Raw genomic sequence first — 24009 nt, 5'->3', positions numbered from 1 at the left:
CTCTTCCCTGTGTCGGACCGTCCCTGGAACGACTTCCGGACCGGGGCCATGGTCGGACGTATGACCATCACTTTCATCACCGGAGCCAACAAGGGTCTCGGCCGCGAGACCGCCCGCCGCCTGGCCGAGCACGGGCACACCGTGCTGGTCGGGGCCCGCGACCGCGAAGAGGGCGAGAAGGCCGCCGCGGCGGTCGGCGCGCGCCACGTGCTGATCGACGTGACCGACGACGCGTCCGTGGCCGCCGCCGCGGCGGACGTCGCCCGGCACGAGGGCCGGATCGACGTCCTGATCAACAACGCCGGTGTGCACGGCCCGCTCGGCGACCCCGGTGACCTCACCGCCGCCGAGGCGCTCGCCGTCCTCGACGTCAACGTGGTCGGCGTCGTCCGCACCACCACCGCGTTCCTGCCGCTGCTGCGCCGTTCCTACGACCCCGTGATCGTCAACGTCAGCAGCGGTATGGGCTCCCTCGCCCTCACCCACGACCCGGCCCGGCCGGAGTCGCGTGTCGTCGCGCCGCTGTACACGTCCTCGAAGGCGGCGCTGACGATGCTGACCACCCAGTACGCCAAGGCGCTCGAGGGCGTCCGTGTCAACGCCGCCGACCCCGGCTACACGGCGACCGACCTCAACGGGCACAGCGGCCCGCAGACCGTCACCGAGGGCACGGACGCGATCGTGGCCCTCGCCACCGAAGGGCCCGGCGCCGGCACCGGACGCTTCGTCTCGCGGCACGGCGAGATCGCCTGGTCATGAGCCCGGACCGGCCGCCCGCCGGAACGGAGGAAGCCTCCCTCGCCCCGGACGGGGAGAGGGAGGCTTCCGGAAGGTGTGCCGCTCCTCCCCCGCGGGGGAGGAGAGCCGCCTCGGTGCGCTAATGGCCTCAGTGGGAGTGGCCGTGACCGTGACCGTGGCCCGCGTCGCCCTCGTCCTCGGCCGGCTTCTCGACGACCAGGGTCTCGGTCGTGAGGAGCAGGGAGGCGATGGACGCCGCGTTCTCCAGGGCGGAGCGGGTGACCTTGACCGGGTCGATGACGCCGGCCTTGACCAGGTCGCCGTACTCGCCGGTCGCGGCGTTGAAGCCCTGGCCCTTGTCGAGCTCGGCGACCTTGGAGGTGATGACGTAGCCCTCCAGGCCGGCGTTCTCGGCGATCCAGCGCAGCGGCTCGACGGCGGCGCGGCGGACGACCGCGACACCCGTGGCCTCGTCGCCGGTCTTGCCGAGGTTGCCCTCCAGGACCTTCACGGCGTGGACGAGCGCGGAGCCACCACCGGAGACGATGCCCTCCTCGACCGCGGCGCGGGTCGCGGAGATGGCGTCCTCCAGACGGTGCTTCTTCTCCTTCAGCTCCACCTCGGTGGCGGCGCCGACCTTGATCACGCACACGCCGCCGGCCAGCTTCGCGAGGCGCTCCTGGAGCTTCTCGCGGTCCCAGTCGGAGTCCGTGGCCTCGATCTCGGCCTTGATCTGGTTGACCCGGCCGACGACGTCCTCGGAGTTGCCGCCACCGTCGACGATGGTGGTGTCGTCCTTGGTGACGGTCACGCGGCGGGCGGTGCCGAGCACGTCCAGGCCGACCTGGTCGAGCTTGAGGCCGACCTCCTCGGCGATGACGGTGGCACCGGTGAGGGTGGCCATGTCGCCGAGCATCGCCTTGCGGCGGTCGCCGAAGCCGGGGGCCTTGACCGCGACGGCGTTGAACGTGCCGCGGATCTTGTTCACGACCAGGGTCGACAGGGCCTCGCCCTCGACGTCCTCGGCGATGATCAGCAGCGGCTTCGAGGAGTTGGTCTGGATGACCTTCTCCAGCAGCGGCAGCAGGTCCTGGATCGAGGAGATCTTGCCCTGGTGGATCAGGATGTACGGGTCGTCGAGGACGGCCTCCATACGCTCCTGGTCGGACACCATGTACGGCGACAGGTAGCCCTTGTCGAAGGCCATGCCCTCGGTGAAGTCCAGCTCCAGACCGAAGGTGTTGGACTCCTCGACGGTGATGACACCGTCCTTGCCGACCTTGTCCATCGCCTCGGCGATGAGCTCGCCGACCTGGCTGTCCTGGGCGGACAGACCGGCGACGGCGGCGATGTCGGACTTCTCGTCGATCGGGCGGGCGGTCGCGAGGAGCTCCTCGGACACGGCCTTGACGGCGGCGTCGATGCCCTTCTTGAGCAGGGCGGGGGACGCGCCGGCGGCGACGTTCTTCAGGCCCTCGCGTACGAGCGCCTGGGCCAGCACGGTGGCGGTGGTCGTACCGTCACCCGCGATGTCGTTGGTCTTGGTCGCCACCTCCTTCACCAGCTGGGCGCCGAGGTTCTCGTACGGGTCCTCGACCTCGACCTCACGGGCGATGGTCACGCCGTCGTTGGTGATGGTGGGGGCGCCGAACTTCTTGTCGATGACGACGTTGCGGCCCTTGGGGCCGATCGTCACCTTCACCGTGTCGGCAAGCTTGTTGACGCCGCGCTCAAGGGCGCGACGGGCGTCCTCGTCGAACTTCAGGATCTTCGCCATGGAGCGATTCAGCCCTCTCGGAAAACTTGGGAGAAACGAACTGCGCCCCCAGCGCCCGGCTGATTAGGTCGCGGGGGCCAGGGGCGCAGCTCACTGCAAAACTGGGATGAACTACTTCTCGATGATCGCGAGCACGTCGCGAGCCGAGAGGACGAGGTACTCCTCGCCGCTGTACTTCACCTCGGTGCCGCCGTACTTGCTGTACAGCACGATGTCGCCGGTCTTCACGTCGAGCGGCAGGCGCTCGCCGTTCTCGAAGCGGCCCGGGCCCACGGCCAGGACGACGCCCTCCTGGGGCTTCTCCTTGGCGGTGTCCGGGATGACCAGGCCAGAGGCGGTGGTCTGCTCGGCGTCGAGCGGCTGGACCACAATGCGGTCCTCGAGCGGCTTGATGGCAACCTTGGAGCTGGTGGTCGTCACGATCCGACCTCCCCCTTCGGAGATCTCACGGGGTTAACTGTCTGAGGTGGCGACCAGGTGGATCCGTCGTCGCGGGTGCCGGACCTGCCCGTCGCTATTGGCACTCTCCAGGGGGGAGTGCCAGACCAGAGACTATGACCGCGATTAGCACTCGGTCAAGCGGAGTGCCAAACGGGCGGCGGCGCGGCGTGGGATTCCCACCCCGCGGGTGACCCCCCGGAGCCCCTACAGGTAGTCCTCCAGTCGGGCCGGGGTGAGGCCCTGGGCCCGGATGCGCCGCAGCAGGCGGGTGGTCGTCGCGGCGAGGTCGGGCTCGTCGGTGCCGAGGAGGATGTCGCCGGGGCGCAGGCGGCCGGGGCCGGGCTCGCGGCCGAGGACGACGGCCGAGATCCCGCAGTCGGCGGCGGCGCGCAGGGTGGTGGCGTCGTAGGTGCCGTACGGCGGGCGGAGCAGGCGGGGCCGGACGCCGAAGCGCTCCTTGAGCTTGTCCTGCTGGCCGCAGATCTCGGCGCGCTGGCCCGCGTACGGCAGGCCGCGCAGGGAGGTGTGGTCGAGCGTGTGGTTCTGCACGCTCACGCCGACCGCCCGCAGCCGGGCGAACTGCCCGTACCCCGGCCCGACGACCCGGTCGGTGAGGAACATGCTGACCGGCAGCCGGAGCTCGCGGACCATGGCGGCGAACCGCGGATCGCGCTCGGCACTGTCGTCATAGGTCAGGAAGACCACCTTGTCGCGGGTGGCGACGCGGTCGACGACCGGCGGCAGCGCCGGGTCGCCGGTCCCGCCGGGCGGCAGCGGGCCGGGGTCGAGCGGGGCCGCCGGCTGCCCCTGGCGGCGGTGGACGCCGGCGGGCGGCCCCTGCTGTCCGTGCGGGCGCACGCGCTGCGCCGCCTTCTTGCCGAGCCGCTCGATCGGGTCGACGGACTGGGCGCAGCCGGTGGCGCCGGTCAGCAGGGCGCAGGCCAGGAGCGTGCCGAGCAGGGTGCGCGTCCGCCCGGTCACCGCCGGTGCTCCGATCGCGCGGGACGGGCCGCCGGGCGGATCGCGCTCCTCACAGGTAGTCCTCCAGCCGCGCCACGGCGTACCCCTCGTGCGTGACCTTCTTCAGGAAGCGGCGGAGCATGTCGGGCATGGTGCCCTTCCAGTCCTCGCGGCCCCGGAAGTGGGTGAGCACGATGTCGCCGGGGTGCAGGGACCGGTCCCACTCGCGGTAGTCCCAGTGGTCGGGGAAGACCTCCTCGTTCCACAGCGGGGCGGCCTTGATCCCGCAGGAGCGGGCGGCGCGCAGGGTGTCCTCGTTGTAGTTGCCGTAGGGCGGCCGGAAGAGCGTCGGGCGCTTGCCGAACTGCTTCTCCATGGTGTCCTGCATCCCGCAGATCTCCCGTTTCTGCTGCTTGTACGACAGGTTCGGCAGATACGGGTGGTGGAGCGTGTGGTTGTTCAGGCCGACGCCCCCGGCCTGCATCCTCCTGAAGTAGCCGTAGTCCTCCTTCGCCAGGTAGTGGCTGAGGAAGGCGGTGTACGGGATCTTCAGCTCGCTCGTCATCCTCAGGAACGCGGGGTCCTTCTCGGCTCCGTCGTCGATGGTGAGGAAGACGACCTTGTCCTTGGTGGGGACGGTGGTGAAGACGGGCGGCAGCTCGTCCTGGCCGTCGACCTCGAAGCCCTTGCGGGTGCCGATCACCGGCTTCTTCTCCGGCGCCGGCGGCGCGGTCAGCGGTGTCCGGGTGAGCCCCCAGCGCTTGGCGGCGGCGACCCGCGCGGCGTGCGCGGCGCGCAGTTTCGAGGCGTACGCGTCCAGCGCGCGGGCGGGCGGGGCGTTCAGTGGCTGCTGCCCGGAGGCCGGGCGCACGCCGGAGCCCGCGTCCGCGCACCCGGCGGCGAGCACGGCGGCGGTGAGCACGAGGAGACCGCCCCGGACCCCGCGCAGCGCCCTCCCGGCGGTTGCCGCACCGCGCAGCGCCGCACCACAAAACAGCGTCCGCTCCGTGCGATTTCCGTCATTTTGTCGTACTGGTCGCATGGTGCCGGATCCTCGCAGGTGACCGTCCGCCGCCCGGGCCGACACCGCCGCCGGACGCGCGCCGTCCACCGACTGGCCCACAATGGGCCGGTGACCGACCTGGACCCGCTGGCCTCCTTCGCCTCCCTGCACACCCCCGGGGGCCGTGCCCTCCTCGACGAGGTGCGCGGCACCGACCCGGCGCGGGAGCTGGCCGTCGCGACCCGGCTGCGCCGCGAGCACCCGGCGTCCCTGGTCACGGCGGCACTCGCGCAGGAGCGGCTGCGGCAGCGGGCGGTGGCGAAGTTCGGGGCCGGGGACGCGGAGCGGATGTTCTTCACGCCGGCCGGGGTGGAGCAGTCCACGCGGACGAGCGTCGCGACGTACCGCGCGGAGCGCTTCCGCGCGCTCGGCGTGCGCTCGGTCGCCGACCTGTGCTGCGGCATCGGCGGGGACGCGATCGCGCTGGCCCGCGCCGGTATCCGGGTCCTCGCGGTCGACCGGGACCCGCTGACGGCGGCGGCGGCCCGCGCGAACGCCGAGGCACTGGGCCTCGCGGAGCTGATCGAGGTGCGCGAGGCGGACGTCACGGAGGTCGCCACCGACGCGTACGACGCGGTCTTCGTGGATCCCGCCCGGCGCGGCGGCCGGGGCCGGATCTTCGACCCCGAGGCGTACTCGCCGCCGCTGTCCTGGGCGACCGCGGCGGCGCTGAAGGCACCGCGGGCCGCGCTGAAGATCGCGCCCGGCGTCCCGCACGAGGCGGTCCCGGCCGAGGCGGAGGCCGAGTGGATCTCGGACGGCGGGGACGTGAAGGAGGCCGTGCTGTGGTTCGGCACGGAGCCCGGGCTGATCCGGGCCACCCTGCTGCCGGGCCCGCGCGGACTGCGCGGCCGGGGTCTGCCCGACCCGCCGGTGCGTCCGCTCGGGCGCTACCTGTACGAGCCCGACGGCGCCGCGATCCGCGCCCATCTCGTCGCCGAGGTGGCCGAGGAGCTCGACGGGGGTCTGCTCGACGAGACGATCGCGTACATCACCTCCGACCACCTGCGCCCGACCCCGTACGCGACCGCGTACGAGATCACCGACCGGCTGCCCTTCAACGTGAAGAAGCTGAAGGCGCTGCTGCGGGAGCGGGAGGTCGGCATCCTCACGGTCAAGAAGCGCGGCTCGGCCGTCGAACCGGAGGAACTGCGCCGCAAGGTGAAGCCGCAGGGCCGCAACTCGGCGACGGTGTTCCTCACCCGGGTGGCGGGAGCGCCGACGATGCTGGTCGGCCACCCGGCGTAGGCCGACGCGAGCCGGGGCTCACGGCGCCGGGGCCCGGGTTCGGCGGCGCCGAGGGCTTCCCGAGGTACGGGTTCCGGGCCGGTCGGGCCGGTGTCGCTCCCCCGGCCGCGGGCACGGCGCGGGCGGCCCTCCGTCCGGCCCGGGTGCTGAACCGGCCGGGCGCTCCCGCGTACGGTTCCGGACCGTCGGCGCTCCCCCGGGCTGCGCGCACGGCGCGGGCGGCCCTCCGTCCGGTCCGGGTGCTGAACCGGCCGGGCTCCCCCGCGTACGGTTCCGGACCGTCGGCGCTCCCCCGGGCCGCGGGCACGGCGCGGGCAGCCCTCCGGACGGCCCAGGTGCCGGAACTCCACCGCGTACGGGTTTTGGGCCGTCGACGCCCCCCCCCCGGCCGCGGGCAGGGCGCGGGCAGCCCTCCCGGCAGCCCGGGTGCGGAACCGGCCGGGCTCCCCCGCGTACGGATTCCGGGCCGGCGCTTCTCCCGGGTGGCGGGGGCGAGTTCTCAGCCGCACTCCGCCGCGCGGGCCCGCAGCAGGTCGCGTTCGCGTTCGTTGCGGGCCAGGGACGCGGCGCGTTCGAACTCGGCGCGCGCCTCGGACGTGCGGCCGAGGCGGGCCAGCAGGTCCCCGCGCACGCTGGGCAGCAAGTGGTAGTCGCGCAGGGCGGGTTCGGCGGCCAGGGCGTCCACCAGGACCAGGGCGGGCCCGGGACCCTCAGCCATCGAGACGGCGACCGCGCGGTTCAACTCGACCACCGGGGACGGCGACCGGGCGGCGAGCAGCCCGTACAGGGTGGCGATCCGGCGCCAGTCCGTGTCCTCGTACGCGTACGCCTGAGCGTGGCAGGCGGCGATGGCGGCCTGGAGGGCGTACGGCCCGGGCACCCCGGCGGAGACGGCGTCGGCGCGGGCGAGCGCCGCGAATCCGCGCCGGATCAGCATCCGGTTCCAGCGGCGGCGGTTCTGGTCCCGGAGCACCACGGGCTCGCCGGACGGGCCGGTGCGGGCGGCCGACCTGGACGCCTGGAGTTCCAGCAGCGCCGCCAGGCCGTGCACTTCGGGCTCCTTGGGCATCAGCCCGGCCAGCACGCGGGCCAGCCGCAGCGCGTCCTCGCACAGGGCCGGGCGCAGCCAGTCGTCCCCCGCGGTGGCCGCGTAGCCCTCGTTGAAGATCAGGTAGATGACCTCCAGGACCGACCCGAGCCGGGCCTCGCGCTCGGGGCCGTAGGGCACCTCGAAGGCGACGTTCCTGGTGGCCAGCGTCCGCTTGGCGCGCACGATGCGCTGGGCGACCGTCGCCTCGGGGGCGAGGAAGGCGCGGGCGATCTCGGGCGTGGTCAGGCCGCCGGCCAGCCGGAGGGTGAGGGCGATGCGGGCCTCGGCGGACAGGACCGGGTGACAGGCGGTGAAGACGAGCCGGAGCAGGTCGTCGTCGATGTCGTCGGGGTCGGCGGGTTCGTCGAGGTGGGGCGGCGCCGTCTCCAGGTCCCGGCCGACCTCCGCCAGCTTGCGCGCGTAGCGCTCCCTGCGGCGTACGAGATCGACGGCGCGCCGTCTGGCCGTGGTCATGAGCCAGGCGCCGGGGTTGTCGGGGACCCCCTCGCGCGGCCACTGCTCCAGCGCGGCGACCAGCGCGTCCTGCGCCAGTTCCTCGGCGATCCCCACGTCCCGGACGACGCGTGCGACCCCGGCGATGATGCGGGCCGACTCCATCCGGAAGATCGTGTCGACGGCCTCGGCGGCGGCGGGTGCGTCGGTGGGCTGCTCGGTCACAGCCCACCATGACACATCCGCCCTGCCGCGGGCCGGGCGCCGGCTCAGCCCTCCATGATCTCCCGCACCTCGGACGTGACCGTCCAGTGCTCCTCGTGGATCTTCAGGAACCGCTTCGCCCACTCGATCGCCTCGGCCTTGTCCTTAGCCTGGATCAGCGCGTAACCGCCGACGACCTCCTTGGTCTCGGTGAACGGGCCGTCCGTGACGGAGATCTGCCCGTTCTCCCAGCGGACGCGGGTGCCCTGCGCGGTCGGGGCGAGCCCGGCGGTGTCGAGCAGGACGCCGGCCTTGGTCATCTCTTCCAGCAACTCGCCCATCCGCTGCATGAGTTCGGGGCTGGGGCCCTCGGCGGGCGCGTTGTTCTCGTCGATACGGACCATCGTGAGGTAACGCGGCATGGTGGCTCCTTCGGTACGGCGGCCGGGGTGTTACCGGCCGTCCCGAGCGGGGCCTGTCCCCGCTCTCACCCGTGCGTCGACCAGGAGACACCGGAATCGACACCCGCTCCGGGATTCCCCGAAGTTTTTTTCCGAGGCGGCTCCGCCGGCCCGCTGGGGCCGCCGCGGGTCACCGGAGCGACGCCCACAGCCTCCCCGCCTCCGGCTCGTCGGCCACCACCCGGTTCGGGTCCGAGGGGGCCGGCACGACCGGCATCGTCACCGTCCTGACCTCTTCGGTCGACAGGGCTCCGAGACTGCGCCCGAGCCGCGTCAGCTCGCCCAGGGAGTCGAGGCCGGTGTCCGTCGTGAGGCTTCCGGTGACGGCGTCGGCGGCCCGGTAGAGCCTGGCCGGGTCGGTGAGCAGGCCGGCCGAGGCGGTCTGCTCCAGCAGGGCCTTCACCAGCTTCTGCTGGAGCCCTATGCGGCCGAGGTCGCTGCCGTCGCCCACGCCGTGGCGGGTGCGGGCCAGCGCCAGCGCCCTCGTGCCGTCCAGGTGGTGGGTACCGGCGGCCAGGTGCAGGTGGCTCAGGTCGTCGTCGATGTCCTCGTCCGTGGTGACGGTGACCCCGCCGAGCGCGTCCACCAGGTCCGCGAAGCCCGAGAAGTCGATCTCGACGTAGTGGTCCATGCGTACGTCCGTGAGGGCCTCCACGGTCTTGACGGCGCAGACGGGACCGCCGACCGCGTACGCGCTGTTGAACATCGCGCCGGACACCGCCGGTGCCGATCCGCCGGACTCCAGCGGGCAGGCGGGACGCGTCACCAGCGTGTCGCGCGGGATGCTCACCACCGTCGCGCTCGTCCGGCCCTCGTCGAGATGGACGACCATCGCCGTGTCCGAGCGCGCGCCACCGCTGTCGCCGCCGCCCAGCGCGGCGTTCTCCGCGCCGCTGCGCGAGTCCGAGCCGAGCACCAGGATGTTCAGGGCGCCCGTGGACGGCGGGACCGCCGGGGCGGACGTGGACGCGGACGCCGAGGGGGCCGGCGCCATCGCCGGGCGGTCGTCGCCGAGCGCGCCGTCGATGTCGACGCTCTTGATGTTGCCGTTCAGGTGCCGGTAGGCCCAGCCGGCCCCGGCTGCGGAGAGCACCAGGACACCGGCGAGGGCGATTCCGGCGGCCTTGAGCAGGCCCCGCCGTCCGCCCGCCGCTCGCGCGGGGGCGCTCCGCCCGTCCCCGGGCTCGTCTTCTCCAGTCACACGGGGGAACGTAAGTCCGAATTATGACGAGCAGGAACCTCTTCTCGGCTTTCCTTCGGAAATTCTCAGACTTCTCAGGCCGGCTTCAGCCCGCTCCGGCACGAGCGGCACGTCACGTGATGTCGCCGAGGCGGGCCGCGCGGGCCCGGAGGTAGCGCTGTTCGGGGAGGCTCAGGGTCTTGGCGGCGGCCGACTCGTAGGCGGCCCGGGCGGCCTCGGGGTCGCCGGCACGTTCCAGGAAGTGGGCGCGGACCGAGTCCAGACGGTGGCCCGTGGTCAACTCCGGGGCGAGGGCGTCCAGTTCGGCCAGGCCGGCCGCCGGTCCGTGGACCATGCCGACGGCCACCGCACGGTTGAGCCGTTCGACAGGGCTGGGGACGAGGTGGACGAGGACGTCGTACAGGCCGAGGATCTCGGGCCAGTCGGTGCTGTCGGGCGAGTCCGCCTCGTCGTGGACGGCGGCGATCGCGGCCCTCAACTGGTAGGGGCCGGGGCTGCGTCGGGACAGAGCCCAGGTCACCAGGGCCACGCCCTCCTCGATCGCCGCCTTGTCCCACAGCCCGCGGTCCTGCTCGTCGAGGGGGATCAGTTCACCGCCCGCCCCGGTCCGCGCGGCGCGGCGGGCGTCGGTGAGGAGCATCAGGGCGAGCAGGCCGGCGACCTCGCAGTCACCGGGCAGCAGGCGGTGCACCGTTCGGGCCAGCCGGATGGCCTCGCCCGCGAGTTCGGCCCGCTGGAGGGAAGGGCCGGAGGTCGCCGTGTAGCCCTCGTTGAAGATCAGGTAGAGCGTGTGGAGGACGGCGGGCAGCCGCTCCTCCCAGTGATCGGGGCGGCCGAAGCGTGTGCCCTTCACCCGCTGCTTGGCCCGGCTGATCCGCTGGGCCATCGTCGCCTCCGGCACCAGATGCGCGCGGGCGATCTCGGCCGTCGTCAGACCGCCGACGGCCCGCAGCGTCAGCGCGATCTGCGCGGGCTGGGACAGCTCCGGGTGACAGCAGAGGAAGAGCAGGGTCAGCGTGTCGTCCTCGGAGGGCGCACGGTCGGGCCCGGGCGGCGGCGCGGTGAAGGCGTCGCGCGGTGTGAGCGCCGCCGCCCTCTCCTCACGCAGCCGCCGTGCCCGATCACTGCGCAGCGCGTCCGTGAGCCGCCGGGAGGCGACCCTGATCAGCCAGCCACGCGGATTGTCCGGAACACCCGACCCGGGCCACTGCCCGGCCGCTGCCAGCAGCGCCTCCTGTACGGCGTCCTCGGCGGCGTCGAAGTGCCCGTACCGGCGGACGAGCGCGCCGAGGACCTGCGGCGCGTGCAGGCGCAGCAGGTCCTCGACCTCGCCCGTACGTCTCACGTGTCTCCCCTGCTCACGCTCCGCCGAGCGGCCGGATGACAACGGGGTACGTGTTCGCGCCCTCGGGAACGGGGCACTGGACGACCCGCGCGGCGATCTCCGTGACCCGCTCCAGGCTCGCGCACTCCAGGAGCCAGTAACCGGCGATCACTTCCTTGGTCTCGCCGTACGGCCCGTCGGTGATCACGGGCTTGCCGTCCGCGCCGGCGCCGACCAGGCGGGTCCTGGCGGGCTCGGCCAGTCCCTGGGCGTCGATGAACTCGCCGCTCTCGGCGAGGTCGTCGTTGATCGCTCCCATGTGCTGGAACATCGCCTGCATGTCCTGGTCGCTCCAGGCCGGGAGACCAGCAGTGGGCTTGCCCGCCTGGGCGTCGTAGTCCGCCTGCGTGCCCTGCACCATCACCAGGTACTTCATGAGTCCGCTCCTTCGGCTTGGGCCGCCCGTGGCGGGCGGCTCTCAGAGGGGACGTCGGAACCGGCCCGCGTTTCTCTACATGCTCGCGGAAGTTCTTCGGGCTCGCGGGACGAGCGTCGGGAGTTCCCGCTGTTCGGCCCTGTCGGCCGCCGTCCGCTCGCCCGCGCGGACGGGCAGCCTTCAGCCCGCGGACTCCGCGGGCCGCTCGCCGCTCGGGGGCGGGGCCGTACTGCTGCGCACCACCAGACTCGTGGCCAGTTCCACCCGGGTCGCAGCCGACGACTCCTCCTCGCGGCCCAGCTCCAGCACCAGTCTGGCCGCCGCCTCCGCCATCTCGGTGAGCGGCTGCCGGACCGTCGTCAGGGGCGGGCCGACCCAGCGGGCCACCGGCAGGTCGTCGAACCCTACGACGCTCAGGTCCTCCGGGATGCGCAGTCCCAGCTCGCGCGCGGCCTCGTACAGGCCGAGGGCCTGGAGGTCGTTGCCCGCGAAGACGGCCGTCGGGCTGTCGGGCGAGCGCAGCAGTTCGAGGCCGGCGCGGTAGCCGGTCTCGTGGTGGAAGTCGCCGGCCCGGATCAGCGCCGGGTCGACGGGCAGCCCCGCCGTCTCCAGCGCGGCGCGGTAGCCGTCGACCCGGGCGCGGCTGCACATCATCCGCGAGGGCCCGCTGATCGCGCCGATCCGGGTGTGCCCGAGCTCGACCAGATGCCGGGTCGCGGCCAGGCCGCCCTGCCAGTTGGTGGCGCCGATGGAGGGCACGTCGGCGCCCGGGTCGCCCGCCGGGTCCATCACGACGAAGGGGATGGAGCGGCTGGTGAGCAGCGCCCGCTGCGACTCGTCCAGGCCGGACAGGACGAGGATCACGCCGTGCGGCCGGCGGGCGGCGACCTGGTCGGCCCAGGACCGGCCGGGGGTGAGCCGGCCCGCGCTCTCGGAGAGGACGACGCTGAGGCCCGCGTCCCGCGCGACGTTCTCGACGCCCCGGATGACCTCCATGGCCCAGGCGCTCTCCAGCTCGTGGAAGACCAGGTCGATGAGGGGCGAGCGGCCCGCCTCGGCCCGGCGGCGCCGGTAGCCGTACGCGCGCAGCAGTTCCTCGACGCGGGTGCGGGTCGCCGGGGCGACGTCGGCCCGCCCGTTGAGCACCTTCGAAACAGTCGGAGCCGACACGCCGGCCTCGCGGGCGATCTCAGCGAGCGTCGCGGACTGCGACTCAGGGCTCTTCACGGGTTTCATGGCCGCGATCGTATCCCCGCGGCCCCGTCGGACGGACCCCCCTGACCGGCTCACGTTCCCGTAACATTCGGCGACACGACCGAAACATTCGCGCACGGGTCCGGCCGAGGGGCCCGCGACGGAACTGCCGAGGGTCTAGGAGGAGGCTTCGGGGACCGACTCGAACCGCCAGCGGTGCACCGCCCGGGCGACCAGGTCACCGGGCGGCTCGGGCAGTTCCGGGAGCACGGCGTCGTACGCCGCGTCCCACCACGTGATCACCAGCACCCGGTCCTGCGGCGCCCGCAGGACCTCCTGGCGCAGGGGCCGCTCGGCCGGCCGCCGCGCCCGCACCCAGGCGAGCAGGTCCTCGCCGCGTCCGGCGACGGCACGGGCCTCCCACATCAGCGCCACGGTCACGAGTACAGGTTCTCCCCGTCCGTCTCGTGCATGTGGTCGTGCGAGTGGGAGCTGCCCGGCACGTGCGGGTCCGTCACCGGCAGCGAGGAGTCCGCCGACAGGTCCCAGTCGGAGGGCGCCCGGTTGCGGGCGACCATCTCCGCGCCGAGCGCGGCCACCATGGCGCCGTTGTCCGTGCACAGCTTGGGCCGCGGGACCCGCAGCCGGATCCCGGCCGCCTCGCAGCGCTCCTGCGCCAGCACGCGCAGCCGCGAGTTGGCGGCCACCCCGCCGCCGATCATCAGGTGGTCGACGCCCTGGTCCTTGCAGGCACGGACGGCCTTGCGCGTCAGCACGTCCACGACCGCCTCCTGGAAGGACGCCGCCACGTCGCGCACCGGAACCTCCTCCCCCGCAGCCCGCTTCGCCTCGATCCAGCGGGCCACGGCGGTCTTGAGACCGGAGAAGGAGAAGTCGTACGCCGGGTCGCGCGGGCCGGTGAGACCGCGCGGGAACGCGATCGCGGCCGGGTCGCCCTCCTTGGCGTACCGGTCGATGACCGGGCCGCCCGGGAAGCCCAGGTTCAGCACGCGGGCGATCTTGTCGAAGGCCTCGCCCGCCGCGTCGTCGATGGTCGCGCCCATCGGCCGTACGTCGGAGGTGATGTCCGTGGACAGCAGCAGCGAGGAGTGGCCGCCGGACACCAGCAGCGCCATCGTCGGCTCGGGCAGCGCGCCGTGCTCCAGCTGGTCCACGCAGATGTGGGACGCCAGGTGGTTCACGCCGTACAGCGGCTTGCCGAGCGCGTAGGCGTACGCCTTCGCCGCCGAGACCCCGACGAGCAGGGCGCCCGCGAGGCCGGGCCCCGCGGTCACGGCGATCCCGTCCAGGTCCTTCGCCGTCACGCCCGCGTCCTTCAGCGCCCGCTGGATGGTGGGCACCATCGCTTCGAGGTGGGCGCGGGAGGCGACCTCCGGCACGACCCCGCCGAAACGGGCGTGCTCGTCGACGCTGGAGGCGACCGCGTCCGCGAGCAGGGTGGTGCCGCGGACGATGCCGACGCCGGTCTCGTCGCAGGAGGTCTCGATGCCGAGGACGAGGGGTTCGTCGCGCGCGTCAGCCATTGATCTCGGTTCCTTGTGTTCCTTGTACGGAGGTCGGGCCGGCGGCGGGGCCGCCGTCGGAGGCCGTGTTCAGCCGCATCACCAGGGCGTCGACGTTCCCCGGCTGGTAGTAGCCGCGCCGGAACCCGATGGCCTCGAAGCCGAAGCGCTCGTAGAGCTTCTGCGCCCGGACGTTGTCGACTCGGCACTCGAGCATGACCTCGGCGCACTCGAAGGCGGTCGCGGCCCGCAGCAGCTCGGTGAGCAGCCGTGCGCCGAGGCCGGTTCCCCACTGGTCGCGGGTGACCGCGATGGTCTGCACGTCACCCAGGTCCCCGGCGGCGGCCAGTCCCGCGTATCCGACGAGCCGCTCCCCCTCGACCGCGACGACGTAGCGCCGGGTGGCCTCGGGGCCGCGGGAGTGGGCCAGCTCGGACCAGAACATCCCCCGCGACCAGGCGTCGTCGGGGAAGAGGTCCTTCTCCAGCTCCAGTACGGGATCGATGTCCCACCAGCGCATCTCGCGCAGCTCCGCGGTCACTTCGGGGTGACCACCTTGTAGTTCTTGGGCACCTGGGCGTCCGGGCGGCGCAGGTACAGCGGTCGGGGGGCGAGCAGTTCCTCCCCCGCGGCGAGCCGCTCCGCGGCGAGCGCGGCCAGCGCCGCCGCGGCGACGTGCTCGGGTTCGCGGGCCACCGGGAAGGCGTCGGGGTAGAGCAGCGCCCCGGCGCCCACGGCGGGCAGCCCCGCGACCGCCTCCGCGATCTCGGCGGGCCGGTCCACGGCGGGTTCGCTCACGCGCGTCCGGGCGTCGGCGTACCGCGCCCAGTAGACCTCTTTGCGGCGCGCGTCCGTGGCCACGACGAAGGGCTCGTCGAGGCCGGAGGCGTAGGCGAGCCCGTCGAGGGTGCACAGGCCGTGCACCGGGACGCCGAGGGCGAGTCCGAAGGTGTCGGCGGTCATCAGGCCCACCCGCAGTCCCGTGTAGGGGCCGGGGCCCACACCGACGACGACGCCGGTGACGGAGTCGAGCCCGGTACCCGCCTCGGCGAGGACCCGGTCGACGGCGGGCAGCAGCAGTTCCCCGTGCCGTCGTGCGTCCACCTGGCTCGACGAGGCGACGACGGACGTCCCGTCGTGCAGGGCGACGGTGACGGCGGGGGTGGCGGTATCCAGAGCGAGCAAGAGCACGCAAACAGCCTACGGCGCCGGGGACCGGGGCACGGCCGCCCCGGTCAGCCGCGCCCCTGCTGCTACCGTCACTTCAAAGGACGTACAGGGCAGGTACGTGGTACGAGAGGTGGGCACACAAGGTGGCTAGGAGCAGCTCGGGATTCGTGGCCGGGCTCACCGCGGCGGCCGTCGCCGCAGTCGGATTCCTCGCCTACCAGGCGTCGGCCAACGTGCCGGACACGCTGGGGAAACCGCACGCGGCCAAGTCGCCCTCGGCCACCACGTCGAAGGCGCCCAGGGACAAGAAGAACCCGGCGGCGCTGCCCGCCCGGTCCGGCACCGGCGAGCGGGTCGTCTACTCGATCGACGACGACCGGGTCTGGCTCGTCGGCGCGGGCGACAAGGTCAGGCGCACCTTCAAGGTCACGCCCAGCGCGGTCGACCCGCTCCCCGCCACCTACACGGTCACGTCCCGGTCGAACGCCGTGACGGGCTCCGACGGCACGCCGATCGAGCACGTGGTCCGCTTCGCCTCCAACCAGGGCGTCGCCATCGGGTTCAGCGCGGCCGTCAGCGGGTCCACGGCCAGGCCGTCGTCGGCCGCGAAGACCGGCGGCATCCGCGAGTCCCGCGAGGACGCCGACGCCATGTGGGACTTCGCGACCATCGGCCAGAAGGTCGTCGTCATCAAGTAGCCGCATGTGCGGCGGCCCTTCCCGGCGGGCCGGGCCCGGAGGTCAGGCGGCTTCCGGGCGCCGTACCTCGGCGGGCTCGGCGCGGGGCGGCGCGGGCGCGGGAGGCGGGGTGGACACCGCGTCGGCCGCCGCGCGCGAGGCCAGCAGGTCCCGCACGGACACGGCGGCTGGCACGCGCGGCAGTGCCTCGTCTCGTTCTGAAGTCGGCATGGACGCCTCCTGGGGCCGCGGGGGCGGGCGTGGTTAGGTAGACCTAACCACGATCTGGTGTCCATGTGACCACGGCCGGGACGCCCTGTGCAACATGTTGCCGACGTCCTGTCGGAACGTTCCCGTCCTCATCGCCCGCGACGGCCCCGGCAAGGCTCCGTCAGAGCGCGAGCACGCCCAGATCCGCCGTCGCCCAGCGCCCGCCGAGCCCGGTCAGCGTGACGTGCCGGACCTCGTCCGTGGTGTCGCCGACGGCACGGTGGATCACCACGTGCAGCCGGTCGTCGGTCAGCTCCTCGACCTTGCCCTCGCCCCACTCCACGACGATCAGCGAGTCGGACAGCGACACGTCGAGATCGAGGTCCTCCATCTCGTCCAGCCCGCCGCCGAGCCGGTACGCGTCCACGTGCACCAGCGGCGGCCCGTCGCCGAGGGACGGGTGGACGCGGGCGATGACGAAGGTCGGGGAGGTGACCGCGCCCCGGACGCCGAGGCCCTCGCCGAGCCCGCGGGTCAGCGTGGTCTTGCCCGCGCCGAGCTCGCCGTTCAGCATGACGAGGTCACCGGCGCGCAGCAGCCCGGCCATGCGGCGGCCCAGCTCCTGCATCTGTTCGGGGGAGGTGACGGTGATCCGGACGCTGACGCCCCCCGCGGCGGGCTCAGCCGGGCTGTGCGGTGCTGCTGGTGCTTCCATAGCCACCCACGGTAGCCCCTGCGGGTACCGCTCCCGCGCGCACGAGGAGGTCCGCGAGGCGGTCTATGACGACCTCCGGATGCTCCAGCATCACGAGGTGCCCGGCGTCCGGCACGAGGACCAGTTCGGCCTCCGGCAGCAGGTCCGCGATGGCCTCGCTGTGCTCGCTCGGGGTCACCAGGTCGCCCACCCCGGCCAGCACCAGCACGGGCAGCCCCGCGAAGTGCACGAGGGCCTCGGTCTTGTCGTGCTCGGTGAACGCCGGGTAGAACTCGGCGACCACGTCGATCGGCGTGCCCTCGATCATCCGCTCGGCGAACCGCTCGATCGCCGGGTCCACCTCCCGGGACGCGAACGAGTACCGCTTGATGACGCCCGCGAACAGGTCGGCCGTGGCCCGCCGCCCCTTCTCCACCAGCTCCGCCCGCTGCCCCAGCGCCTTCAGCACCCCGGGCAGGACACGCCGCACCGCGTTGACGCCCGCGACCGGCAGCCCGAAGTTGACCTCGCCGAGCCGCCCCGACGACGTACCGACCAGCGCCACGGCGACGACGCGGTCGCGGATCAGGTCGGGGTACTGGTCGGCGAGCGCCATCACGGTCATGCCGCCCATGGAGTGGCCGACCAGCACGATCGGGCCCTCGGGGGCGGCCGCGTCGATGACGGCCTTCAGGTCGTGGCCGAGCTGGTCGATCGTGACCGGCTGCCCGTCCCGCACCTGGGCGGCGCCGCGCCCGGACCGGCCGTGGCTGCGCTGGTCCCAGTGCACGGTGCGCACCACACCGCGCAGCGCGGCCCGCTGGAAGTGCCAGGAGTCCTGGTTGAGGCAGTAGCCGTGGCTGAAGACGACGGTGACGGGCGCGGGGGCCTTGCGGCCGAAGAGACGGCGGCGCCGCGGGCTGAGCGAGGCGTCGCTCTCGACCTCGTCCACCTCGTAGTACAGCTCGGTGCCGTCGTCGGCGTACGCCTTGCCCGGGGTGCCGCGCAGCGAGCCGTAGGGACCCGTGGAGTCGAGCGCGAGCCGGGCCTTCCTGCGCATGCCGCGGCCGACGGTGAGCCGCTCGATCGCGACACCAGCGGCGGCGCCCGCGGCGACCACGCCTATCGCGGCCCCGGCGAAACCGGCCCTGCGCCAGTTCCCCGCGGTACCGGCGGCGGAGGCGGCGGCCGCCACGGCGGCGTCCGCGACTGCCTCCGCACTGCTCTCGCTCACGTACCGCTCCTCTTCGCCGGCATGCCGGCTGTCGTCCAGGGCCGGGTCCGGATGGTCGGGTGCCGCCGTCGGCGCCGGCACCCGGGGCGCGGGCGCCGTCGGGCGGGCCATGTCCTGTTGTCCTGCGCAGGTGACCGTCACCGTATGCCGGTTACCCGCGCTGCCGGGACTTCACCTTGTTCATTTGTCGCCGCCGCCCGGTTCCCCGGCCGGCGGCGTCAGCTGCTCGGTCCTTCTCCCGTATGGACGCGCGGGACGCGGGTTCCGATGCGCGTGACGATCTCGTACGCGATGGTGCCTGCCGCCTGCGCCCAGTCCTCGGCGGTCGGTTCACCGCGGTCGCCCGGGCCGAACAGCACCGCCTCGGCACCGGCCGGCGGCTCGTCCCCGCCGAGGTCGACGACGAACTGGTCCATCGCGACCCGGCCCGCGACCGTCCGCCACTTCCCGCCGACCAGCACGGGACCGGTGCCCGAGGCGTGGCGCGGGATGCCGTCCGCGTAGCCGACCGGCACGAGGCCGAGGGTCGTCTCGCCCGGGGTGACGTAGTGGTGGCCGTAGCTGACGCCGTGGCCGCCCGGTACGTGCTTCACGAGCGCGAGCGACGCGCTGAGCGTCATCACCGGACGCAGCCCGAAGTCGGCGGGCGTACCGATCTCCGGGCTCGGCGAGATCCCGTACACCGCGATCCCGGTGCGTACGAGGTCGAAGTGGCTCTCGGGCAGCGTCAGCGTCGCCGGCGAGTTGGCGAGGTGCCGCACCTCGGGGGTCGCTCCCCGCTCCTCCGCGTACGCCACCATCTCGCGGAAACGCGTGAGCTGGGCCTCGATCGAGGGGTGGCCCGGTTCGTCGGCGCAGGCGAAGTGGGACCAGAGCCCGGTGATCCGGACGAGGCCCTCCCGCTCGGCCCGCAGCGCCTCGGCGACCAGCTCGGGCCAGTCGGCGGGCTGGCAGCCGTTCCGGCCGAGGCCCGTGTCGGCCTTCAGCTGCACCCGCGCGGCGGCACCCGCGTCCCGGGCGGCCTCGACGACCTCCCGCAACGCCCACATCGCGCTCACCGACACGTCCAGCCCGGCCTCCACCGCCTGCCGCCAGGGCCCGCCGGGAGTCCACAGCCAGCACATGATGCGCCCGTCGAGACCGGCCGCGCGCAGCGCCAGCGCCTCCTCGGGCGTGGCGGTGCCGAGCCAGGTGGCCCCCGCCTCGGTCGCGGCCCGGGCACACCGCACCGCCCCGTGGCCGTACGCGTCCGATTTCACGACGGCCATCAGGGCCGCGCCGGGCGCGTGGGCGCGCAGGGTCCGCACGTTGGCCCTCAGTGCGGCCAGGTCGATCTCGGCGCGGGCGCGCAGATGTGCTGTCTCAGTCATGGCGCCCCCAGTGTCTCAGAGCCGACCCCCACCCCTCCCGCAGCCCCGTCGGGGTACGGGCGGGCATCTCAGCCCTTCCGGCGTTTATGCCAAGAGCCCGGAGGGCTGATGTCAGCCCGTCCGGCGTTTGAGGACGAGGGCGCAGCGCGAAGGGGGGTCCGGGGGCCGCAGCCCCCGGGAACGGGACGGGAAGGGGCGGAGGAGGCGAAACACCCCTGCCCCGGCCCCTGTTCACCGGGGGAACACGCCCACCCCGGGGCACTTTCGCCCACCCCGGGGCACCCTCACCCACCCCGGTGGAACGCAAACCCCGACAAGGCGGGCGGCTAGCCCCGTACGTCCCGCCACGCGTCCGGAATCGCGTCGGCGACATCGTGCGCCCCCGCGGGAGCCCCACCGGAGGCGAACCTCCCCGCCAGCCCGTGCAGATACGCGGCGACACTCCCCGCGTCCACCGCGGAGAGCCCCGACGCGAGCAACGACCCGGCCAGCCCCGACAACACGTCCCCGCTCCCGGCGGTGGCCAGCCACGACGTCCCCGTCGCGTTCACCCGCACCGCCCCGCCCGCCGCGTCGGCGACCAGCGTCGTCGACCCCTTGAGCAGCACCGTCGCCCCGTAGAGCCCCGCGAGTTCCCGCACCGAGGTCAGCCGGGACCGCTCGACCTCCTCGCGGGCGACGCCGAGCAGCGCGGCGGCCTCCCCGGCGTGCGGGGTCAGCAGGGTGGGCGCGGTACGCCCGCGTACGGCCTCGCGGTCGGCGAGCCGCAGCCCGTCCGCGTCGACCAGCACGGGCACGTCCGCCGCGAGCACCTCGGCCACCGCGGACGCGTCGTCCCCGGCGCCGGGTCCCACCACCCACGCCTGGACCCGCCCGGCCTGCCGGGGCCCCCGGTCGGACACCAGCGTCTCGGGGAACCGGGCGATCACGGCGTCCCCGGCCGCCCCGACGTACCGCACCGCCCCCGCGCCGCCCCGCAGCGCACCGGCCACGGCGAGCACGGCGGCGCCCGGATAGCGCGCGGACCCGGCGGCGACGCCGACCACCCCGCGCCGGTACTTGTCGCTCTCCGCGGAGGGCGAGGGCAGCAGGGCCGCCACGTCCGCGTGCTGCAACGCCTCCAGTTCGGGCGCCACCGGCAGGTCGAGCCCGATGTCGACGAGGCGTACGGAACCGGCGTACTCGCGCGCCGGATCGACCAGCAGAGCGGGCTTGTGGGTCCCGAAGGTCACCGTCAGGTCGGCGCGCACGGCCGCCCCGGACAGCTCGCCGGTGTCGGCCTCGACCCCGCTCGGCAGGTCCACGGCGACGACGGCCGCCCGGGATCTCGCCGCGTGTTCGGCCAGCACGGCGGCCTCGTCCCGCAGACCGCCCCGGCCGCCGATCCCGACGATGCCGTCGACCACCAGGTCGGCCCGCCGGATCAGCGGTTCGGCGGCACCGGGGGCGACCGTGCCGCCGCCCGCGCGCCGCAGCGCGGCCAGCCCTTCCGCATGGGTGCGTCCGGGTGCCGTCAGCACCGCGGTGACACCGGCGCCACGCCGGGCCAGCCGGGCCCCCGCGTACAGGGCGTCCCCGCCGTTGTCCCCGCTCCCGACCAGCAGCACGATCCGGCTGCCGTACACCCGTCCCAGCAACTGGGCGCAGGCGGCGGCGAGTCCGGCCGCCGCGCGCCGCATCAACGCTCCTTCGGGGAGCCGCGCCATCAGCTCCCGTTCAGCGGTCCGCACGGTCTCCACGCTGTACGCAGTACGCATACGTCGAGTGTCCCGTACCCCCGTCGCCCCCGCGCCCCTGCCCCGCCCGGCCGGGCGGGCCGGTCAGCCCTCCGCCACCACCACCGCCGACGCCACCCCGGCGTCGTGACTCAGCGACACGTGCCAGGAACTGACGCCCAGTTCGGCCGCCCGCGCCGCCACCGTCCCGGTCACCCGCAGCCGCGGCCGGCCGCTGTCCTCGACGTAGACCTCGGCGTCCGTCCAGTGCAGGCCCGCCGGGGCGCCCAGCGCCTTGGCGAGCGCCTCCTTCGCCGCGAAGCGCGCCGCGAGGGACGCGATGCCCCGGCGCTCACCGCTCGGCAGGAGCAGTTCCCGTTCCAGGAAGAGCCGTTCGGCCAGTCCGGGCGTTCGCTCCAGCGACACCCGGAACCGGTCGATCTCGGCCACGTCGATGCCGACCCCGATGATGCTCATGCCCCGCACCCTAAGGCGCGGGGCACCGGCACCGCCCGGGGGCCCCGCCTCACTCCACCGTCACGGACTTGGCGAGGTTGCGGGGCTGGTCGACCTCGTTGCCGCGGGCGGTGGCCAGCTCGCAGGCGAACACCTGGAGCGGGACGGTCGTCACCAGCGGCTGGAGCAGGGTCGGCGTGACCGGGACGCGGATCAGATGGTCCGCGTACGGCACCACGGCCTCGTCGCCCTCCTCGGCGATCACGATCGTGCGCGCTCCCCGCGCCCGGATCTCCTGGATGTTGGAGACGATCTTGTCGTGCAGGACCGAGCGGCCGCGCGGCGAGGGGACGACCACGACGACCGGCAGGTCCTCCTCGATCAGCGCGATCGGCCCGTGCTTCAGCTCGCCCGCCGCGAAGCCCTCGGCGTGCATGTACGCAAGTTCCTTCAGCTTGAGGGCGCCTTCGAGTGCCACGGGATACCCGACGTGCCGGCCGAGGAACAGCACCGTGTCCTTGTCGGCGAGCGAGCGGGCCAGTTCCCGCACCGGCTCCATGGTCTCCAGCACCCGTTCCACCGAACGGGAGATCTCCGCCAGGTCCCGGACCACCGCGCGGATCTCGTCGCCCCACTTGGTGCCGCGCACCTGGCCGAGGTACAGCGCCACCAGGTAGCAGGCCACCAGCTGGGTGAGGAACGCCTTCGTGGAGGCGACGGCGACCTCGGGGCCGGCGTGCGTGTAGAGCACCGCGTCCGACTCCCGCGGGATCGTCGACCCGTTGGTGTTGCAGATCGCCAGCACACGGGAGCCCTGCTCACGGGCGTGCCGCAGTGCCATCAGGGTGTCCATGGTCTCGCCGGACTGCGAGATGGCGATCACTAGGGAACGGGGGTCGAGGATCGGGTCGCGGTAGCGGAACTCGCTGGCCAGCTCCACCTCGCAGGGGACCCGCGTCCAGTGCTCGATTGCGTACTTGGCGATCATGCCCGCGTGGAAGGCCGTACCGCAGGCCACGATGACGACCTTGTCGATCTCGCGCAGCACCGAAGCGGGGATCCGCACCTCGTCCAGCGACAACGAACCGGAGCCGTCGATGCGCCCCAGCAGGGTGTCGGCGACCGCCTTGGGCTGCTCGGCGATCTCCTTGAGCATGAAGTAGTCGTAGCCGCCCTTCTCGGCCGCCGAGGCGTCCCAGTCGACGTGGTAGGAGCGCACGTCGGCGGTCCTGCCGTCGAAGCCGGTGACCGTCACCCCGTCCCGGCGCAGCTCCACCACCTGGTCCTGGCCCAGCTCGATCGCCGACCGGGTGTGGGCGATGAACGCGGCGACGTCGGAGGCGAGGAACGCCTCGCCCTCCCCCACGCCCACCACGAGGGGCGAGTTCCGGCGCGCCCCGACGACCACGTCCGGCTCGTCGGCGTGCACCGCGACCAGGGTGAAGGCGCCCTCCAGACGGCGGCACACCAGCCGCATCGCCTCCGCGAGGTCGGCGCACGAGGAGAACTCCTCGGCGAGCAGGTGCGCCACCACCTCGGTGTCCGTCTCCGAGGTCAGGTCGTGTCCGCGCTCGGCCAGCTCGGCGCGCAGCGCGGCGAAGTTCTCGATGATGCCGTTGTGCACGACCGCGACGCGGCCGGCGTTGTCCAGGTGAGGGTGGGCGTTCGCGTCCGTGGGGCCGCCGTGCGTGGCCCAGCGGGTGTGCCCGATGCCGGTCGAGCCGCTCGGCAGCGGCCGGTCGACCAGCTCCTTCTCCAGGTTGACCAGCTTCCCGGCCCGCTTGGCGGCGGCGAGGCCGCCGTCCGCGAGCACGGCGACGCCCGCCGAGTCGTATCCCCGGTACTCCAGCCGCTTCAGGCCGGCCACCACCACATCGAGTGCCGACTGCGACCCCACGTATCCCACGATTCCGCACATGGCTGGCAGCCTAAGGGCCCGTCCTCGTCCCGGCCCGGCAGCGCGTGCCCGATATCGGAGATTGCGGCCCCGGGCGGCTCAGTCCCCGCGCTCGATCCGCTCGATCGCGTCCTGGACCATCCCCAGGTACTCGACCTCCTCGCAGCGCGGCTTGCTGCCCAGCTCGTAGAGGGCCAGACAGTCGTCGAGGTCCTCGCCCAGGTCCTCGTCGGGCAGGTCGACGGCCAGTTCGCTCCACACGCGGCCGGCGAGATCGGCGGGCGCGGCCTCGGTGGCGGGCGTCCTGCGGCGTACGAAATCACGGATGTGCATGGCGATCGCCACTCCCAACCCCCGCGCTTCCGGAGGGCGGCTCTGCCTCCCGGATGGCGGGAACCTATCCCCGCGGAGGGCTCCGGTCCAGACCTGGGACGGGCTGTCACCCGGGAGTGCGTGACGGATCCCACCTCACG

25 protein-coding genes are annotated in these 24009 nt (G+C 73.6%); 3 read left to right on the top strand and 22 right to left on the bottom strand.

Translation table 11 applies throughout. The features are described from left to right. The first annotated feature begins 60 nt into the window (after positions 1-60). Positions 61-759 (top strand): SDR family NAD(P)-dependent oxidoreductase, encoded by a 699-nt coding sequence (locus ACZ4VA_RS22370; RefSeq protein ID WP_468082416.1) that lies wholly within the window; start codon positions 61-63, stop codon positions 757-759. 127 nt (positions 760-886) lie between these two features. On the opposite strand, the gene groL is transcribed toward ACZ4VA_RS22370, so the two are convergent. From groL to ACZ4VA_RS22350, 4 genes are all read right to left on the bottom strand, one after another. Continuing rightward, positions 887-2515 (bottom strand): chaperonin GroEL, encoded by a 1629-nt coding sequence (gene groL, locus ACZ4VA_RS22365; RefSeq protein ID WP_356170005.1) that lies wholly within the window; start codon positions 2513-2515, stop codon positions 887-889. A gap of 111 nt (positions 2516-2626) precedes the next feature. Continuing rightward, complete coding sequence (gene groES, locus ACZ4VA_RS22360; protein ID WP_019066754.1) at positions 2627-2935, bottom strand: co-chaperone GroES; 309 nt, start codon at positions 2933-2935, stop codon at positions 2627-2629. Positions 2936-3160: 225 nt separating this feature from the next. Next, positions 3161-3937 (bottom strand): polysaccharide deacetylase family protein, encoded by a 777-nt coding sequence (locus ACZ4VA_RS22355; RefSeq protein WP_388904374.1) that lies wholly within the window; start codon positions 3935-3937, stop codon positions 3161-3163. A gap of 49 nt (positions 3938-3986) precedes the next feature. Beyond that, positions 3987-4958: a polysaccharide deacetylase family protein gene (locus ACZ4VA_RS22350; RefSeq protein WP_389391176.1), complete on the bottom strand. Its 972-nt coding sequence runs from the start codon at positions 4956-4958 to the stop codon at positions 3987-3989. Positions 4959-5048: 90 nt separating this feature from the next. Between ACZ4VA_RS22350 and ACZ4VA_RS22345 the strand changes: the two genes are divergently transcribed. Next, a complete protein-coding gene (locus ACZ4VA_RS22345) occupies positions 5049-6227 on the top strand; it encodes a class I SAM-dependent methyltransferase (RefSeq protein ID WP_356170001.1) in 1179 nt (392 codons plus the stop codon). Between the two features lie 499 nt (positions 6228-6726). Here the strand turns inward: ACZ4VA_RS22345 and ACZ4VA_RS22340 are convergent, their stop codons facing one another. The 10 genes from ACZ4VA_RS22340 to tsaB form a co-directional block, all read right to left on the bottom strand. Beyond that, entirely contained in the window at positions 6727-7935 is a 1209-nt protein-coding gene (locus tag ACZ4VA_RS22340) for an RNA polymerase sigma factor (RefSeq protein ID WP_468082444.1), read from the bottom strand. A 104-nt stretch (positions 7936-8039) separates the two neighbouring features. Beyond that, the gene (locus tag ACZ4VA_RS22335; protein ID WP_355780647.1) at positions 8040-8396 is read right to left on the bottom strand and encodes a YciI family protein; all 357 of its coding nucleotides are present in this window, start codon (positions 8394-8396) and stop codon (positions 8040-8042) included. A 169-nt stretch (positions 8397-8565) separates the two neighbouring features. Next, entirely contained in the window at positions 8566-9636 is a 1071-nt protein-coding gene (locus tag ACZ4VA_RS22330; RefSeq protein ID WP_468082415.1) for an LCP family protein, read from the bottom strand. A gap of 112 nt (positions 9637-9748) precedes the next feature. Then, complete coding sequence (locus ACZ4VA_RS22325; protein ID WP_468082414.1) at positions 9749-10981, bottom strand: RNA polymerase sigma factor; 1233 nt, start codon at positions 10979-10981, stop codon at positions 9749-9751. Positions 10982-10994: 13 nt separating this feature from the next. Continuing rightward, positions 10995-11396 (bottom strand): YciI family protein, encoded by a 402-nt coding sequence (locus ACZ4VA_RS22320; RefSeq protein ID WP_356169995.1) that lies wholly within the window; start codon positions 11394-11396, stop codon positions 10995-10997. A gap of 180 nt (positions 11397-11576) precedes the next feature. Beyond that, a complete protein-coding gene (locus tag ACZ4VA_RS22315) occupies positions 11577-12632 on the bottom strand; it encodes a LacI family DNA-binding transcriptional regulator (RefSeq protein ID WP_356169992.1) in 1056 nt (351 codons plus the stop codon). A gap of 135 nt (positions 12633-12767) precedes the next feature. Further along, entirely contained in the window at positions 12768-13031 is a 264-nt protein-coding gene (locus ACZ4VA_RS22310) for a hypothetical protein (protein WP_355787111.1), read from the bottom strand. After that, the gene (gene tsaD / locus ACZ4VA_RS22305; protein ID WP_389391171.1) at positions 13028-14134 is read right to left on the bottom strand and encodes a tRNA (adenosine(37)-N6)-threonylcarbamoyltransferase complex transferase subunit TsaD; all 1107 of its coding nucleotides are present in this window, start codon (positions 14132-14134) and stop codon (positions 13028-13030) included. The genes ACZ4VA_RS22310 and tsaD overlap by 4 nt, the downstream gene beginning before the upstream one ends. Then, on the bottom strand, positions 14127-14633 hold the full coding sequence (gene rimI / locus ACZ4VA_RS22300) for a ribosomal protein S18-alanine N-acetyltransferase (protein ID WP_355787125.1): 507 nt from the start codon (positions 14631-14633) through the stop codon (positions 14127-14129). The genes tsaD and rimI overlap by 8 nt, the downstream gene beginning before the upstream one ends. A 17-nt stretch (positions 14634-14650) precedes the next feature. Then, positions 14651-15304, bottom strand: a complete 654-nt coding sequence (tsaB, locus tag ACZ4VA_RS22295) for a tRNA (adenosine(37)-N6)-threonylcarbamoyltransferase complex dimerization subunit type 1 TsaB (protein WP_355787117.1) — start codon at positions 15302-15304, stop codon at positions 14651-14653. Between the two features lie 122 nt (positions 15305-15426). Between tsaB and ACZ4VA_RS22290 the strand changes: the two genes are divergently transcribed. After that, positions 15427-15981, top strand: a complete 555-nt coding sequence (locus ACZ4VA_RS22290; protein ID WP_355787120.1) for a L,D-transpeptidase — start codon at positions 15427-15429, stop codon at positions 15979-15981. 42 nt (positions 15982-16023) lie between these two features. On the opposite strand, the gene ACZ4VA_RS22285 is transcribed toward ACZ4VA_RS22290, so the two are convergent. The 8 genes from ACZ4VA_RS22285 to ACZ4VA_RS22250 all read right to left on the bottom strand — a co-directional run bounded on the left by ACZ4VA_RS22285 (position 16024) and on the right by ACZ4VA_RS22250 (position 23869). Continuing rightward, positions 16024-16191, bottom strand: a complete 168-nt coding sequence (locus ACZ4VA_RS22285) for a hypothetical protein (protein WP_356169988.1) — start codon at positions 16189-16191, stop codon at positions 16024-16026. A 160-nt stretch (positions 16192-16351) separates the two neighbouring features. Continuing rightward, positions 16352-16885, bottom strand: a complete 534-nt coding sequence (gene tsaE / locus ACZ4VA_RS22280) for a tRNA (adenosine(37)-N6)-threonylcarbamoyltransferase complex ATPase subunit type 1 TsaE (RefSeq protein WP_355785348.1) — start codon at positions 16883-16885, stop codon at positions 16352-16354. Then, the gene (locus ACZ4VA_RS22275; protein WP_355785351.1) at positions 16851-18098 is read right to left on the bottom strand and encodes an alpha/beta fold hydrolase; all 1248 of its coding nucleotides are present in this window, start codon (positions 18096-18098) and stop codon (positions 16851-16853) included. Before ACZ4VA_RS22275 ends, tsaE begins: the two co-directional genes overlap by 35 nt. A 218-nt stretch (positions 18099-18316) precedes the next feature. Next, positions 18317-19468, bottom strand: a complete 1152-nt coding sequence (alr, locus tag ACZ4VA_RS22270; protein ID WP_468082413.1) for an alanine racemase — start codon at positions 19466-19468, stop codon at positions 18317-18319. A gap of 326 nt (positions 19469-19794) precedes the next feature. Next, positions 19795-21225 carry an NAD(P)H-hydrate dehydratase gene (locus ACZ4VA_RS22265; protein WP_355788821.1) on the bottom strand — a complete coding sequence of 477 codons (1431 nt, stop codon included), beginning with the start codon at positions 21223-21225 and terminating at the stop codon, positions 19795-19797. 63 nt (positions 21226-21288) lie between these two features. Then, positions 21289-21660 (bottom strand): holo-ACP synthase, encoded by a 372-nt coding sequence (locus ACZ4VA_RS22260; protein ID WP_356169981.1) that lies wholly within the window; start codon positions 21658-21660, stop codon positions 21289-21291. A gap of 49 nt (positions 21661-21709) precedes the next feature. Beyond that, positions 21710-23557: a glutamine--fructose-6-phosphate transaminase (isomerizing) gene (gene glmS, locus ACZ4VA_RS22255; protein WP_389391168.1), complete on the bottom strand. Its 1848-nt coding sequence runs from the start codon at positions 23555-23557 to the stop codon at positions 21710-21712. Between the two features lie 78 nt (positions 23558-23635). Then, the gene (locus ACZ4VA_RS22250) at positions 23636-23869 is read right to left on the bottom strand and encodes a hypothetical protein (RefSeq protein WP_355792251.1); all 234 of its coding nucleotides are present in this window, start codon (positions 23867-23869) and stop codon (positions 23636-23638) included. Positions 23870-24009: the final 140 nt, after the last annotated feature.

The sequence above is a fragment of the Streptomyces sp. NPDC028308 genome (genome assembly GCF_055565855.1).
This window is presented reverse-complemented; position numbering and strand designations above follow the sequence as displayed.